This is a genomic window from Nocardiopsis sp. iso_237, assembly GCF_056173345.1.
Genome location: NZ_CM149669.1, coordinates 1,192,786 through 1,207,603 on the forward strand (window position 1 = coordinate 1,192,786; position 14,818 = coordinate 1,207,603).

14 protein-coding genes are annotated in these 14,818 nt (G+C 72.1%); 8 read left to right on the top strand and 6 right to left on the bottom strand.

Annotated features, from left to right (window positions below; genetic code table 11):
- Positions 1-9: 9 nt before the first annotated feature.
- On the bottom strand, positions 10-456 hold the full coding sequence (locus AC0VYM_RS05560) for a MerR family transcriptional regulator (RefSeq protein ID WP_475459689.1): 447 nt from the start codon (positions 454-456) through the stop codon (positions 10-12).
- Positions 457-585: 129 nt separating this feature from the next.
- Between AC0VYM_RS05560 and ahcY (AC0VYM_RS05565) the strand changes: the two genes are divergently transcribed.
- Positions 586-2,019 carry an adenosylhomocysteinase gene (gene ahcY, locus AC0VYM_RS05565; RefSeq protein ID WP_475459691.1) on the top strand — a complete coding sequence of 478 codons (1,434 nt, stop codon included), beginning with the start codon at positions 586-588 and terminating at the stop codon, positions 2,017-2,019.
- Between the two features lie 18 nt (positions 2,020-2,037).
- Entirely contained in the window at positions 2,038-3,300 is a 1,263-nt protein-coding gene (gene ahcY, locus AC0VYM_RS05570) for an adenosylhomocysteinase (protein WP_475459694.1), read from the top strand.
- On the opposite strand, the gene AC0VYM_RS05575 is transcribed toward ahcY (AC0VYM_RS05570), so the two are convergent.
- Complete coding sequence (locus AC0VYM_RS05575) at positions 3,276-4,088, bottom strand: RDD family protein (protein WP_475459696.1); 813 nt, start codon at positions 4,086-4,088, stop codon at positions 3,276-3,278. The two genes, ahcY (AC0VYM_RS05570) and AC0VYM_RS05575, sit on opposite strands and share 25 nt — an antisense overlap.
- 117 nt (positions 4,089-4,205) lie before the next feature.
- On the opposite strand from AC0VYM_RS05575, the gene AC0VYM_RS05580 reads away from it, so the two are divergent.
- Both AC0VYM_RS05580 and AC0VYM_RS05585 read left to right on the top strand, forming a co-directional pair.
- Positions 4,206-5,201, top strand: a complete 996-nt coding sequence (locus AC0VYM_RS05580; protein ID WP_475459698.1) for a stage II sporulation protein M — start codon at positions 4,206-4,208, stop codon at positions 5,199-5,201.
- Positions 5,202-5,253: 52 nt separating this feature from the next.
- Positions 5,254-5,517 carry a DUF397 domain-containing protein gene (locus AC0VYM_RS05585; RefSeq protein ID WP_475459701.1) on the top strand — a complete coding sequence of 88 codons (264 nt, stop codon included), beginning with the start codon at positions 5,254-5,256 and terminating at the stop codon, positions 5,515-5,517.
- Positions 5,518-5,521: 4 nt separating this feature from the next.
- Here AC0VYM_RS05585 and AC0VYM_RS05590 read toward each other — a convergent pair whose 3' ends face one another.
- The 4 genes from AC0VYM_RS05590 to AC0VYM_RS05605 form a co-directional block, all read right to left on the bottom strand.
- Entirely contained in the window at positions 5,522-7,528 is a 2,007-nt protein-coding gene (locus tag AC0VYM_RS05590; RefSeq protein ID WP_475459703.1) for a tetratricopeptide repeat protein, read from the bottom strand.
- 43 nt (positions 7,529-7,571) lie between these two features.
- Positions 7,572-8,204, bottom strand: a complete 633-nt coding sequence (locus AC0VYM_RS05595) for a bifunctional 4-hydroxy-2-oxoglutarate aldolase/2-dehydro-3-deoxy-phosphogluconate aldolase (RefSeq protein ID WP_475459705.1) — start codon at positions 8,202-8,204, stop codon at positions 7,572-7,574.
- Positions 8,201-8,947, bottom strand: coding sequence for an IclR family transcriptional regulator (locus AC0VYM_RS05600; RefSeq protein ID WP_475459707.1), 747 nt, complete (start codon positions 8,945-8,947; stop codon positions 8,201-8,203). Before AC0VYM_RS05600 ends, AC0VYM_RS05595 begins: the two co-directional genes overlap by 4 nt.
- 75 nt (positions 8,948-9,022) lie before the next feature.
- A complete protein-coding gene (locus AC0VYM_RS05605; RefSeq protein ID WP_475462951.1) occupies positions 9,023-9,907 on the bottom strand; it encodes a sugar kinase in 885 nt (294 codons plus the stop codon).
- A 221-nt stretch (positions 9,908-10,128) separates the two neighbouring features.
- Between AC0VYM_RS05605 and AC0VYM_RS05610 the strand changes: the two genes are divergently transcribed.
- From AC0VYM_RS05610 to AC0VYM_RS05625, 4 genes are all read left to right on the top strand, one after another.
- Positions 10,129-11,397 carry an amidohydrolase family protein gene (locus AC0VYM_RS05610; protein ID WP_475459709.1) on the top strand — a complete coding sequence of 423 codons (1,269 nt, stop codon included), beginning with the start codon at positions 10,129-10,131 and terminating at the stop codon, positions 11,395-11,397.
- Positions 11,398-11,422: 25 nt separating this feature from the next.
- Positions 11,423-12,739, top strand: coding sequence for an alanine racemase (locus AC0VYM_RS05615; protein ID WP_475459711.1), 1,317 nt, complete (start codon positions 11,423-11,425; stop codon positions 12,737-12,739).
- A 45-nt stretch (positions 12,740-12,784) separates the two neighbouring features.
- Positions 12,785-13,168: a RidA family protein gene (locus AC0VYM_RS05620; protein WP_475459714.1), complete on the top strand. Its 384-nt coding sequence runs from the start codon at positions 12,785-12,787 to the stop codon at positions 13,166-13,168.
- Positions 13,169-13,308: 140 nt separating this feature from the next.
- A complete protein-coding gene (locus AC0VYM_RS05625; protein ID WP_475459716.1) occupies positions 13,309-14,799 on the top strand; it encodes a sodium:solute symporter family protein in 1,491 nt (496 codons plus the stop codon).
- Positions 14,800-14,818: the final 19 nt, after the last annotated feature.

Here is a 14,818-nt window from a genome sequence, read left to right on the forward strand (position 1 = left end):
GGCCTCAGGTCAACCGGAACGGCCGCCGCGCGTCCCGGGACCCTGGGGGGTCGGGCGACGTGCGTGAAGGAGGCGCATGGCCTTCTCCTTCTCGAAGTCCAGCGCGCGGGTGGGGGCGGCGGCCAGCCGACCCAGACGCTCGCCGTGCGCGCGCACCCGGGCCAGCACCTCGGGTTCGGCCAGGACCCGCAGGGCGAAGGCGAGCGCGGCGGGCGGGATGTCGAACTCGCGCTCCAGCTCCAGCCCGCCCGCGATCGTGCGCAGGTCCTCCTCGGTGAACCGGCGGTGCCGGTGGCCGCGCCCCGTGGGCTGTTCCTGTGTGCGGGGGAGCAGACCGAGACCCTCGCGGTAGCGCAGCATCCGGGCGGTGCTGCCGACCCGCTCGGCGGCGGCGGAGATGGGGACCGGAGCGCCGTGCGGTCCGGGCGCTGTGGGGTCGTCGTCGAGGGCGGCCATGCAGGTGACCCTAACCCACCGCCACCGTCCTGAAGCGCAAATCTGACATCTCTGTGTGAGGTTTGTGTGCGGAGGGTGGCCGCGGGCCTAGAATCGGGTGGCAACCATGACTTGACGAGTGAGGAACGCATGGCTTTCGACTTCAAGGTCGCAGATCTCTCCCTGGCCGAGTTCGGCCGCAACGAGATCCGTCTCGCCGAGCACGAGATGCCCGGTCTCATGGCCACCCGCGCCGAGTTCGGTGACAGCAAGCCCCTCACGGGCGCCCGCATCATGGGCTCGCTGCACATGACCGTGCAGACCGCCGTCCTCATCGAGACGCTCGTCGCCCTGGGCGCCGAGGTCCGCTGGGTCTCCTGCAACATCTTCTCGACCCAGGACCACGCCGCGGCCGCCGTGGTGGTCGGCCCCGACGGCACCGTCGACGACCCCAAGGGCGTGCCCGTCTTCGCCTGGAAGGGCGAGACGCTGGAGGAGTACTGGTGGTGCACGGAGCAGGCCCTCACCTGGCCCGGCGAGGGCCCGAACATGATCCTGGACGACGGCGGTGACGCCACCATGCTCGTCCACAAGGGCGCCGAGTTCGAGAAGGCCGGTGCCGTCCCGGACCCGTCCACGGCCGACAGCGAGGAGTTCGAGGTCGTCCTGACCCTCCTCCAGGAGAGCCTCAAGAAGGACTCCGGCAAGTGGACCAACATCGCCAAGGAGATCAAGGGCGTCACCGAGGAGACCACCACCGGTGTCCTCCGCCTCTACGAGATGCAGCGTGACGGCAGCCTGTCGTTCCCGGCGATCAACGTCAACGACTCCGTCACCAAGAGCAAGTTCGACAACAAGTACGGCATCCGCCACTCGCTGCCGGACGGCATCATGCGCGCCACCGACGTGCTCATCGGCGGCAAGGTCGCCGTGATCTGCGGTTACGGCGACGTCGGCAAGGGCTCGGCCGAGGCGCTGCGCGGCCAGGGCGCCCGCGTCATCGTCACCGAGATCGACCCGATCAACGCCCTCCAGGCCGCGATGGACGGGTTCCAGGTCACCACGCTGGAGGACGTGCTGGAGGTCGGCGACATCTTCGTCACCACCACCGGCAACTTCAACGTGATCATGGCCGACCAGATCCTGCGCATGAAGCACCAGGCGATCGTCGGCAACGTCGGCCACTTCGACAACGAGATCGACATGGCCGGCTTGGCGAAGGTCCCCGGGATCACCAAGAAGGAGATCAAGCCGCAGGTCCACGAGTGGACCCAGGACAACGGCAAGTCCGTCCTGGTGCTCTCCGAGGGCCGCCTGCTGAACCTGGGCAACGCCACCGGCCACCCCAGCTTCGTGATGTCCAACAGCTTCACCAACCAGGTCATCGCGCAGATCGAGCTCTTCACCAAGCCCGACGAGTACCCGACCGACGTGTACACGCTGCCGAAGATCCTCGACGAGAAGGTCGCCCGTCTGCACCTGGACGCGCTCGGCGTCAAGCTGACCGAGCTCACCAAGGAGCAGGCCGCCTACATCGGCGTGGACGTGTCCGGGCCGTTCAAGCCCGACCACTACCGCTACTAGGGGCGAGTCCTTACTCAGATGACTCCTCCCTCACACGAGGTGGCGGACCTCGGCCTCGCGAAGGCCGGGGTCCGCCGTGTGGCATGGGCCGAACGCTCCATGCCGGTCCTGCGCAGCGTCCGCGCCCGGTTCGCGGACCAACGCCCGCTCGAAGGGCTGCGGGTGGCCGCGTGCCTGCACGTGACCGCCGAGACCGCCAACCTGCTCCGCGTCCTGCGCGCGGGCGGGGCGCAGGTGTGGCTGGCCGCCTCCAACCCGCTGTCCACGCAGGACGACACCGCCGCCGCCCTGGTCACCGAGTACGGGGTGGCCGTGCACGCGTGGGCGGGCATGGACACGGCCGCCTACGACCGCAACCTGGTCACCGTCCTGGAGTCCCGGCCGCACCTGCTGCTGGACGACGGCTGCGACCTGGTCAACACCGCGCACGTGAGCCGTCCCGAGCTGTTGGAGGGGGTCCTCGGCGGGTGTGAGCAGACCACCACCGGGGTGATCCGGCTGCGCAGGATGAGCGCGGAGGGCGAGCTCCGGCTGCCGATGGTGGCGGTCAACGACACCCGTACCAAGCGGATGTTCGACAACCGCTACGGCACCGGGCAGTCGACCGTGGACGGGATCCTGCGCGCCACCAACACCCTGCTGGCCGGTCGGACCGTCGTCGTGGCCGGGTTCGGCTACTGCGGCCGGGGACTGGCCGAGAGGTTCCGGGGCATGGGCTCGAACGTGGTCGTCACCGAGGTGGACCCGGTCAAGGCGCTGGACGCCGTGATGCAGGGGTACACGGTCGCGACCATGGAGACCGCGGCCCCGGTCGGGGACGTGTTCGTCACCGCCACCGGGAACCGGGACGTGATCCGCCGCGAACACCTGGCGGTGATGCGCGACGGGGCGATCCTGGCCAACTCGGGCCACTTCGACCTGGAGATCGACCTCAACGCCCTGGAGTCGCTGTCCGTCACCGTGGACCGGGGCGTGCGTGAACAGGCCGACGAGTACGAGTTCGAGGACGGCCGCAGGCTCCTGCTGCTCTCCGAGGGGCGGCTGGTCAACCTGGGCGCCGCGGAGGGGCACCCGGCCGCCGTCATGGACATGTCGTTCGCCGTCCAGGCCCTCACCACCGAGTGGCTGGCCAGGGAGCACGCCACCCTCGCCCCCGGCGTGGTCGAGGTGCCGGAGGAGACCGACAACGAGGTCGCGCGCCTGGAACTCGCGGCCCTGGGGGTGGGCATCGACGTCCTCACCCCCGACCAGGAGGCCTACCTGAGCTCCTGGCGCCCCTGACCCTCGTTCATGGCCTCCAGGCTGCGTCGGCGGCGCTCGGCCAGCACGGCGGCGAGGAAGTACGGCGGGGTGGTGCCGGGCGGCGGAAGCGGGCTGATCTGCGACGCCACGGTGTCCGCGAGCTGGGCGCCCATCTCGTGGCGGGTGTGCTCGGCCAGCTCGCCGTAGCGCAGGACGTACTGGCGGGCGGCGTTGGCGGTCTCCGGGGACAGGCGTGACAGCTCGGTCGTCGCGGCCCAGGCGGCCAGGTGCGGCGGCATCGGGACGGCCGTGTCGCGGCGGCCCCCGGTGCGCTCCTCCACCACCATGGTTCCGGCGACGAAGTCACCGACCCTGCGGCCGTCCCGGTTGAGCATCGAGGTGACCAGGGCGATCACGCCGAAGGTCATCCACAGCTCGACGAACCCGGAGAGCGCGCGGCCCAGGGCCTGCCGGAAGCGTTCGGGGGAGCCGTCCGTGCCCACCACCCGCAGGCCCAGGGCCATCTTGCCCAGGGAACGCCCGCGGGAGATCGACTCGAACGCGGCGGGGTAGCCGACGATGACGAGGATGGTCGAGGCGAGCGAGACCGCGCTGGTCGCGGCGAAGTCGACGCTCACGCCGATCCAGTTCACCAGCAGACCCAGGGCGATCAACGCGATGACCTGCACCAGGAAGTCGATGGCGATCGCCGCCGCGCGCGTGGCGAACCCGGCCGGGCGCAGTTCGAGCACCACCGCGTCACCCGTGACCAGCGGCGTCGCGCCGTACACGTCGTCACGGGTCTCGCCACCACCGGGATAGGACACCAGTGCACGCTCCCTTACCGGGTGTCTGAAACCGTCTCCCCGACACTACCCGCCAGCGCGCGGCGCCGTTCTCACCCGTAGGGGAGCCGGGGACCGAAATCCAGTAATGTCCCTTACGTGGATATCGACGTGTTCGCCTCTGCGCACGCCCGGGAGTGGGAACGACTGGACGAACTGGTGCGTCGGCGCCGTTCGCTCACAGGTGAGGAGATCGACGAGCTCGTCGATCTCTACCAGAGGGTGTCGACCCACCTGTCGGTGGTGCGCTCCTCGGGTCAGGACCCGGAACTGGCGGGTCGGCTCACCTCCCAGGTGGCCCGCGCCCGTTCGGCGGTCACCGGCTCGCACGCCTCCTCGTGGACCGACGTCACCGGCTTCTTCACCCGGGTGTTCCCGGCCGTGCTCTACCGGTTGCGCTGGTGGTGGATCGGCGTGACCGCCGGGACCCTCGCCGTGGCCACGGTCACCGGGGTGTGGATCGCCACCAACCCGGAGGTCCTGGCCGCCCTGGGCACCCCCGAGTCCATCGCGCGCTACGTCGAGCACGACTTCGCCAACTACTACGTGGAGAACCCGGCGGGTTCCTTCGCGGCCCAGGTGTGGACCAACAACGCCTGGGTGGCGGCGCAGGCGATCATCTTCGGTGTGGCCTTCGGGCTGCCCACCCTCGGCGTGCTCTTCCTCAACGCGGTCAACCTCGGTATGGCCGGGGGCATGATGTTCGCGATGGGGCGCGGCGACGTGTTCTTCGCGCTGATCCTCCCGCACGGCCTGCTGGAGATGACCGCCGTGTTCGTGGCCGGGGGCGTGGGCCTCAAGATCGGGTGGTCGCTGATCGTGCCGGGCGAACGGACCCGTCTGCGCGCCCTCGGTGAGGAGGCCCGGGCCGCCATCGCGGTGGTCCTGGGCCTGGTGGTGGTGCTGTTCGTCTCGGGGTTGATCGAGGGGCTGGTCACCGGGTGGATCACCAACACGTGGATCGCCATCGGCATCGGCGTGGTGGCGGAGGTCCTGTTCTTCGTCTACGTGTACACGGTGGGAAAGAGGGCCTACCAGGAGGGCGAGACCGGCGACATCGCGGACGCCCCTGCCGCCCTCCCCGTGGCGGGCTGAAAGGGGTCGAAGGGCCTGTGATTCCGTGCGGTCCCGTGTCACGATCGTGGGTATGGACGACTCTCCCCCTTGGTTCAAGAGCAGCCACAGCAGTTTCGCGAGCAGCTGTGTGGAGGTCGGCTTCCGGGGAACGCGTTCGGCGGAGTGGATCAAGAGCAGCCACAGCAGCATGGAGAACGGCGGCTGCGTGGAGGCCTCCCTCGTCGAGGGCGTCTCGGTCCTGATGCGGGACACGCGGAACCGTGAGTCCGCCGTAGTGGGGGTACGGGCCCTCGAGTGGTCGGCGCTTGTCACCGTCGTCGCGGCCCGTCGCTGACGGGTCAGCCGCTCCCCATGGCCCGGTTGGCCTTCTCCAACCAGTCCCGGGCCTGCTGGGTGAGAGCGTGATCCGCACCCAGGATCTCCTCGCGGAGTGCCAGGACCTGACGGAGTATCTCGGCCGCCGTTCGGTGGTCCTCCCGGGTGAACGCGGCCCTGGCCAGGTTGTAGTCGGCCTCGATCGTGACCGGGTGCAGCTGGCCCAGGGTCCGGACACGCGCCTCCCTGACTCTGCTGAACCCCTCCTCAGCGGCCTCGTGGTCACCCTTGTACATGTGGACGAAGGAGAGGTTCTCCAGGGCGTGCAGAGCGCCCCGGTCGTCCTCCTGTGAAAGATCCTGGTACGTCCGCCAGAGCTCCCGGAACTCCTGTTCGGCCGTGTCCAGGTCACCGAGGAGCCCGGTCATCAGGGCGACCTGGTGGCGACTGCTCAGCGTCTCCGGGTGCAGGGGTCCCAGTATCCGCTCGCGCTCGCTGAGCACCGCGCGGTAGAGCCCCTCCGCCTCCTCGATCCGGTCGAGGGCGCGTAGGGCGTCGGCCAGCGCGTGCCGGGCGCGCAGACTCTCCGGGTGCGTGTCCCCGAGGTCGGCGCGGCTGTGCCCGACGACCTTCCGCAGACCCCGTTCCGCCGTTTCCCGAAGGCCGAGGAGCATGACGGCCCGGTGGAACAGGATGCTCGTGTGCAAGGGGGCCGGGTGGGCGCGGCCGTGGATCCGCAGCAGGATGGTGTGCAGGGCGGAATGCGCCCCCATCTCCAGGGCGAGGTCGTGGTCGGCCCGCCATTCCAGGAGCCGCCGCACCGTTTCCAGGAGGGGCAGGGACGCGGAGTCCAGGCGCGCGCGGACGCTCTCGGACACCAGCGGGTGGAGCCGCAGGGAGACCTCTCCCGACCCCTGGCGGGCGGTGGTGACCAGTCCGTGGACGGCAAGTGCGTTGATCGCCTGTGCCAGGCCCGCCTCGTCGAGGGAGCCCAGTTCTCCGTCCGCCAGCAAGCTCAAGGGGAGCCTGCGCAGGGGTACGGCGGTGGAGCCGCCCCCGAGGACCGCCAGTACCCGCAGCAGGGGGACCGCCTGCGGGTCGCGTTCCCCCACCATGCGCAGGGACAGCTCCCACACCCCGGAGAGCAGGCGGCGCTCGCTGTCCGCGCCGGACACCAGCGGCTCGGAGAGCGCGTCGAGCCGGGTCGGGTCCTCGTCGAGGTGTCCCAGCAGCGCGTCCGCGTCGGGGAAGAGGACGCCGTGGGTGGCCAGGATGCGTCCGGCCAGGGAGAGGGCGAGCGGGACCCCGCCCAGGCGTTCGGCCAGGGCCTCCGCCCCCGGCAGCGGCGGCCCGCCCGCGTGGTCGACGAGCGCGCGCGCCGCGTCGCCGGTCCCAAGGGAGCCGACGCGGTGCACCGTCGCGGGCGCCCACAGCGCGGGGTCGTCCACGCGGCTGGTGACCAGGACGAAGCCGCCCGGGCTCGACCGCATCCAGCCGCGCTGCTCGCCCGGACGGTTCTCCGGGTCCAACAGCTCCGGCTGGTCGGCGTTGTCGATGACCAGCAGCCAGGGGCGGGGCGCGGTGTCCAGGTGCCGCCAGACCCAGCGCGCGGCCTGACGGGGAGCGATCCTGAACCGGTCCGCCTCCTCACGGGAGCCGCCCAGTTCCACGGCGACCTCCAGCATGCTCGGCAGGATCGTGTCCGGGCGCACCCAGAACACCGTCCACCCCTCGGAGCGTGCGTCTTCGGCCAGGGCCGCCGCCACGGTGGTCTTGCCGAACCCGCCGGCCCCGGTGAGCACGTGCGGAACCGCGTCCCCGCCGTACATGCCCTCGCGCAGGGCCGTCAGCAGGTCGTGGCGCCCGCGTACGGTCGTGGCGGGGCGCGGGGGGTCGAGGGAGACGTCGAGCACCGGGGCGGCCGCCGGGGCGGCGTTCACGGTGACGCCACCGTGGATGTCCCGGGCCTGCACCAGGTGCCCGTACACGGGCCCGTCGGCGTGGTTGTGGGCTTCGGGGGGAGAGGCCATGCACACATACTGCACGAAAGGCGATCCCACCGCAGCCAACCGGCTAGAGGGCCCCGAGCAGCCCGGCCAGGGCGCCGCCCTCGGTGGCGGAGCGGCCCACCCCCACGCCGACCGCGCCCGCGCGCAGGAACTCGGCCGCGTTCCGGGCGCCGACCCCGCCCGTGGCCACGACCCGGAGTTCGGGGAACGGGCCCGCCACGGCGGACACCCAGGCCGGGCCCAGCACGTTGGCCGGGAACGCCTTCACCGTGGTGACACCGAGCCGGAGCGCCTGCCCGGCCTCCGTGGGCGAGGAGACCCCGGGGAGGAACGGGACACCCAGGCGGTCGGCCTCAGCGACGGTGTCCGGGTCCAGTCCGGGGGCCACCCCGAACTCCGCGCCCGCGTCCACCGCCCGGTGCAGCCGCTCGGGAGTGGTCACCGTCCCCGCGCCCACGGGGAGCCGCCCCTCGGCGGCGCGGACCACCGCTTCCAGGGCGGGCGGGCCCGACGCGCTCTCCTGGGTGACCTCCACCAGCCGCACCCCCGCGCTCCACGCGGCCCGCGCCGCGGCGACCGCCTCGTCGGGTGTGGTCCCGCGCAGGATGAGGACCAGGGGCACGGGGGAGAGCCCCTCGCGGAAGAAGTCGGCCCAGCCGGGGATCGATCCCGTCGGGGCGCCGTCGTTCGTGGTCATCGTTGGCTCCAACCCAGTTCTTCGCTGATGGCCCTCGCGGTGGAGGTCAGGTCCTCGGTGTAGGCGAGCAGCCCCGGGCGGTCCAGGACCATGCTCGGAGCCGACACGGAGATCGCGGCGGCCACCCGTCCGGCCGCGTCGAAGACCGGCGCGGACACGCAGTGGATGAACTCCTCGTGCTCGAAGTCGTCCAGGGCCCAGCCCTGGCGCGCGGTGCGGTCGAGGACCTCGTCGAGCGCCGCGCGGTCGGTGAGCGTGTTCGGCGTGTACCGGGGGTAGGGGGACGCACCGAGCAGCTCGTCGCGCTCCCCGGCGGACAGGTAGGCGAGGAGGACCTTGCCGATCCCGGTGGCGTGCAGCGGCGCCAGCGCGCCGATGTGCGAGTACATGCGCACCGCCTGCCGCGACTCCACCTTGTCCAGGTACATCACCTGACGGCCCTCCAGTACGCCCAGGTGGATGGTCTGCCCGCAGGTGTCGCTGAGCGCCGCGAGGTGCCGGGCGGCGCCGTCGCGGATGTCGAGCCCGTCCAGAGCGGCGGCGGCGAGGGCGGCCAGGCGTGGGCCCAGCCGGTAGGCGCCGTCGTCCGCGCGGCGTACGAACCGCTCCTCCTCCAGGGTGCGCAGCAGGCGCAGCGAGGTGGTGCGGTGCACGTCGAGGCGGCGGCCGAGCTCACTGATGGTGCTGGGACCGTCGGCCAGCTCCACGAGGATGCGCAGGGCGCGTTCGACACTGTTGGACACCGGTGGTTCTCCCCTTGGTCGGCAGGGGCGCGGCCCCTGGGGTGGTCGGAGGCGGTTCCGGACTGGCACGGCCTCTCAGCGGGTGGCGGGGGACCCCTCCTGCGGAGGCGGGATGTCGCCGGGGAGCCCGAGCACCACCCCGGCCAGTCTGGCGCCTTCCGCCAGGCAGTCGGGCAGGGGAGCACCGTCCAGCAGGCGGTCGAGGAACCCGGCGGCGAAGGCGTCCCCGGCTCCGACGGGTTCGACGACCTCCACCCTGGGCGCGGGTTCGAACCAGGTGCGTCCGTCCCTGACGGCCGTGGCGCCCCGGGCGCCCTGCTTGACGACGACGAGGTCGGGTCCGTCCGGGCCGGTCAGGAGCTCGACCAGGTGGGGCAGGGACTCCACCCGCCACAGTGACTGCGCCTCGTCGAGGCCGCAGAACACCACGTCGGCGCGGCGGGCCAGGTCCAGCAGGAGGTCGGCGTTGCCCGCGCCGTGCAGCGCGGGGCGGTAGTTCACGTCGAAGCTGCGCAGGGTGTCGGGGGGAGCCTGCTCGAACAGCTCCCGGACCAGGCCCTCCGCCGTGTCCGACAGGACGGCGGTGATCCCGGTCGTGTGCACCAGGCGGGGCTGGCACCGCCACACCTCGTCCGCGTCCGCCGGGCGCAGCGTGGAGGCGGCGGACCCGGCGCGCCAGTAGCGCACCCGGGTGCCCTCGGGGGAGGGCTCCTTCATGTAGAGGCCGGTGGAGCGAGCGGGGTCCTCCCGGACCAGGCACCGTACGCCCGCGCCGGTCAGGCGTCCGCGCACGTGGTGCCCGAACACGTCGCCGCCCAGCGCGCTGCGCCACGCCACGGGCCGTCCCGCGCGGGCGAGGTGCACCGCGACGTTGGACTCGGCTCCGCCGACCTCGGCGTGGAACCGGGGGGTCCCGTCCGGGTGCGGCTCGGGGATGAGGAGCGCCATCGTCTCGCCCACGCACACCGCGTCGAGCGGGGCGGGGGATGCGTCCTGGGAGCTCGCGGGGGAGGACGGCGCTGGTACCTCGATCCGTCGCTGCGTGCTCACTCACGACCTCCGGTTCGTCTGGTGACTGGGCTCACGGGATGTGTTGACCTGCGTCACCGGCGAATGCTATTCAATATGTTGTTCACCGCGCAACAGTGTTGCGCAGTACGCAACACAAGGGGGTGGCTTGAGTGTGGGACCTGATGTTGCGCGGCGGCCGCGTCATCGACCCGGCCTCGGGGCGTGACGGGGCGGCCGACGTCGCCGTCAGAGCCGGACGGATCGCGGAGGTCGGCACCGACCTGCCGAGGGACCGGGCCGCGCGGGTCGAGGACGTCCACGGGAAGCTCGTGCTCCCCGGCCTGGTGGACGCGCACACCCACGTGCTGCACGGCTCCACCTACTGGGGCGTGGACCCCGAACCGATCGCCTGGCGCACCGGCGTCACGACCTGGATCGACGCCGGCTCCGCCGGCGCCTACGGCCTCGACGGGCTGCGCCGCACCGTGGCCGAGCCCGCGCCGTTCCGCGTCCGCGCCCTGGTCAACGTCTCCGGGATCGGGCTGGTCGGCCGCACGGGCGAACACCACGTCCTGGAGAACCTCGACGTCGACGCGGCCGCGGCCGTGGTGGCCCGGAACGGCGACTTCGTCTGCGGTGTCAAGGCGCGCATGGACAGCCACACCGTCGGTACGCACGGCCTGGAGCCCCTGCGCAGGGCGACGGAGCTGGCCCGGCGCCTGGAGCGCCCGCTCATGGTGCACATCGGCTACGGCCCGCCCGACCTCACCGACATCGCCCCCTTCCTCACCGAGGGCGACGTCGTCACCCACTGCGCCACCGGGGTCGCCACCGGCCTGGTCGTCGACGGCCGCCCCGCCGACACCCTGCTGCGCCTGCGCGACTCCGGCGTGCTCTTCGACCTGGGGCACGGTTCCGGCGCCTTCGACTTCGACGTGCTCGAAGCCGAGCTGGCGGCCGGTCTGGTCCCCCTCGTCTCCACCGACCTGCACATCCGCTCCGTGTACGGTCCCGCGTTCGACCTGCCGACCGTCATGGGCAAGTCCCTGGCCGCCGGAATGGGCCTGACCGACGTGGTGGCGGCCGTGACCCACCGCCCCGCCCGCGCCTTCGGCCTGCCCGCCGGAACGCTGAGCCCGGGCGCGGACGCCGACATCGCCGTGTTCGACGCCGAGGAGGGGAGCTTCCCCGTCGTCGACGTGCACGGTGGCACCCGGGAGGCACCCCTCCGCCTGACCAACACCGCCACCTACGCCCGCGGCCGACTGCTCACACCCCGAGCCGCCGAACCGCCCCCGGCGTGGGTACCGCTGAGCGCGGCCCAGGAACGGGCCGAGGACCACCGCCACCGGCAGGTGCGCTCCGCCGTCCAGCGCCTGGACCGCCCCGAGGACTTCGACGAGCCCTTCCCCCGCCCAGCCGCCAAGGACCGTGCCTGAGGGCCGGACACGACGGGAGCCCACCTTGACAGACTCACCTTCGAGACCCCTGCCCACCGGTACCGCCACCGGACCCGGGCTTCCCACCGCTCGGTTGGCCGAACTCGACTCCGCGCCGGTGGAGGCGCGGTCCCTGCCGGACGGCCCCACCACGGTCGACCGGATCCGCGCCGCCGACCTGCATCTCCGAGACCTCTGGCTGCCCGCCGTCACCCTCGACCAGGCGGCGCTGACCCACAACCTCGACCGGTTCGCCCGCTGGTGCGCCGAACGCGGCGTCGACCTCGCCCCGCACGCCAAGACCACGATGGCCCCCCGGCTGTGGTCGGCGCAGCTGGAGCGGGGCGCCTGGGGCCTGACCGCCGCCACCGTCGCCCAGGCCCGGGTGATGCGCCGCTTCGGCGTGCCCCGGGTCCTGATCGCCAACGAGGTCGTGGACCCCGACCAGCTGTCCTGGCTGGCCGACGCGTTGGCCGACCCCGGTTTCGAGCCGCTGTGCCTGGTGGACTCCGTCGAGGGGGTCCGGATCATGGAACACGCCCTGGCGGGAGCCGCGCGACCGCTCCCGGTCCTGGTGGAGCTCGGCGTGGCCGGGCGCCGCACGGGCGTCCGCGACCCGGAGCGCGCCCTGGAGCTGGCCCGGACGGTCGCCGCCTCCCCGGAACTCACCCTCGTCGGGGTGGAGGCCTTCGAGGGCGTGTTCCCGCAGCGCCGCGACGACGACTCCCCGGACCGCGTGCGCGCCTGGCTGGACCGCCTGTACGACTTCGCCCGCCGGGCCGACGCCGAGAACCTGTTCGACGGCGCGGCGGAGGTGATCGTCACCGCGGGCGGCAGCAGCTACCCCGACCTGGTCTCCGACGCCCTCGCGGAGCCCCCCGAACTGTCGCGCCCGGTCCGCCGGATCGTCCGTTCGGGCTGCTACGTGGCCCACGACGACCTGTTCATGGAGCGGGCCTCCCCGCTGCGGTCCGCGGCCGACGACGACCCCCTGCGCCCCGCGCTGAGCTGCCACGCGCGGGTCCTGTCCCGCCCGGAACCCGGCCGGGCGCTGCTGGGGGTCGGCAAGCGCGACGTGTCGTTCGACGTCGACCTGCCCGTGCCGCGCGCGGTGCTGCGCGACGGCGAGCGGACCCCCCTCACGGACGGCGCGCGCGTGGTCGAGCTCAACGACCACCACGCGTTCCTCGACCTCAGCGGCCCCGCCGAGGAGGCGCTGCGCGTCGGTGACGTGGTCGAACTCGGGCTCTCCCACGCCTGCACGGTGTTCGACAAGTGGCCGCTGATCCCCGTCCTGGACGCGGACGGCCGGGTCGTGGACGCCGTCCGCACCCTGTTCTGAACCGGTCCGGTCAACCACCGGCACCACCACACCCAAGGAGGAAGCATGGCTGAGAAGAAGATCGTCAACACCCCGGACGCCGCACCGCCCGGCGGCCCCTACTCCCACGCCGTCGTGGCCGGGGACTTCGTCTACCTCGCAGGAGCGACGCCGCACCGCACCGACGGTTCGGTGATCGAGGGCCCGTTCCTGGAGCAGGCGCGCGCCACGTTCGACAACCTGGCCACCGTGGCGGCGGCCGCGGGAGCGGACCTGTCCGAGGCCGTCCAGGCCCGGGTCTACCTGCGCGACCTGGCCGACTTCCAGGCGATGAACGGGGTGTTCGCGGAGTACTTCGGTGACAAGGCGCCGGTGCGGACCACCATCCAGGCGGACCTGCCCGGCTTCGCCATCGAGGTCGACGCGGTGCTGTACCACCCGGCCGGCTGACCCCGGGGCCCCGAGCCCCCGCTCCCGCCGTGCGGCCCGGTTCCCGGATCCGGGCCGCACGGGCCCCGTCCCAGCTCGACCCACACCCCCCACCCCACTCCCCACCCACCCCCTCCCCCCGTCATCCCTGGAGGTTCGTCATGAGCCAGTCCAACGTGATCTACCTGTCGGCACTGCTCGCCTCGGTGCTGCTGATGATCGCGATCAGTTGGTGGGTCGCCCGGCGCACCAAGGACGGTGAGGACTTCCTCCTCGCCGGACGCGGCCTGGGCACCCCGTTGGTCATGGGGAGCACCCTGGCCACCCTGGTCGGCACCGGTTCCAGCCTGGGCGCGGTGGGCTTCGCGTACCAGAACGGCTGGGCGGGGGCCCTGTACGGGGTCGGCGGCGCGACCGGCGTCTTCCTCCTGCTGTGGCTCTTCGCCGACGTGCGCGAGAAGGGGTTCATGACCTTCCCGGAGGAGATGAGCTACTACTTCGGCGCCAGCCGCGCGATCAAGGGGGTGGTGGCCGTCCTGCTGTTCCTCGCCTCGGTGGGATGGCTGGGCGCGCACATCATGGGCGGGGCCATGTACCTCTCCTTCCTCACCGACATGGACCAGAACACGGCCAAGGTGGTCATCGCCCTCGGCTTCGGGGTGTACACGATCGTCGGGGGCTACCTGGCGGTGGTCATCACCGACGCCATCCAGGGCACCATCCTCTTCCTCGGCTTCACCGTCCTCGCCGTCCTGGCCCTGGTGAGCGTCGGCGGACTCGACGGACTCAGTGAGGGCTCCTCCGAGGAGGCGCTCTCCCTGTTCGGCTACGAGGCCCTGGGCCCGGTGCCCGCGCTCTCCCTCGCCGTGGTCATCGCCGTCGGTGTGCTGGCCACCCCGTCGTACCGCCAGCGGATCTACGCGGCCGTCAACGTGCGGACCGTGCGGCGCAGCTTCGTCCTCGCCGGGGTCCTCTTCGCGGCCTTCTCGGTCCTTCCGGCGATCGCGGGGATGTCGGCCCACACCCTCGAACCCGCGCTCGACAACCCGGACATGGCCTTCCCGTACCTGGTCACCACCCTGTTCCCGGTGTGGCTGGGCGCGTTCCTGCTCGTCGCCGGGCTGTCGGCCACGATGTCCTCGGGTGACTCGGACGCCATCGTGAGCGTCACCATCCTGGTCCGCGACATCTCCCAGCTGGTCACCGGAAGGCTCCCCGACCCGAGGAACCTGGTCCGCTACTCGCGGTGGGGACTGACCGCGGTGATGGGTCTCGCCCTCGTGTTCTCCCTCATGGCCACGACCCTGATCGGGTACATCACCCTGATGATCTCCACGGTGCTCACCGGCCTGCTGGTGGCGTCGCTCCTCGGCAAGTTCTGGCCCCGCGCGACCTGGCAGGGCGGGATCGCCGCGATGCTGGGCGGATCGGTGGCGGCCCTGGTCGTCAACAACGTCGCCTCGTTCACCGCCTTCTGGGGCAACGCCGTGATCCCGTCGCTGGTGGTGGCCCTGGTCGCCGGGGTGGTCGTCAGCCTGGTGACCCCGCGCTCCACCGTCTCCAAGGAGGAGGCCCTGCGGCGGCTGACCGAGGAGCGCTCCGCTCTGGAGGTCGGCGCCAAGCTGCGGGGCGGTTCCGACAAGGACGCCTGACCCGAGAACACGAGGGGCC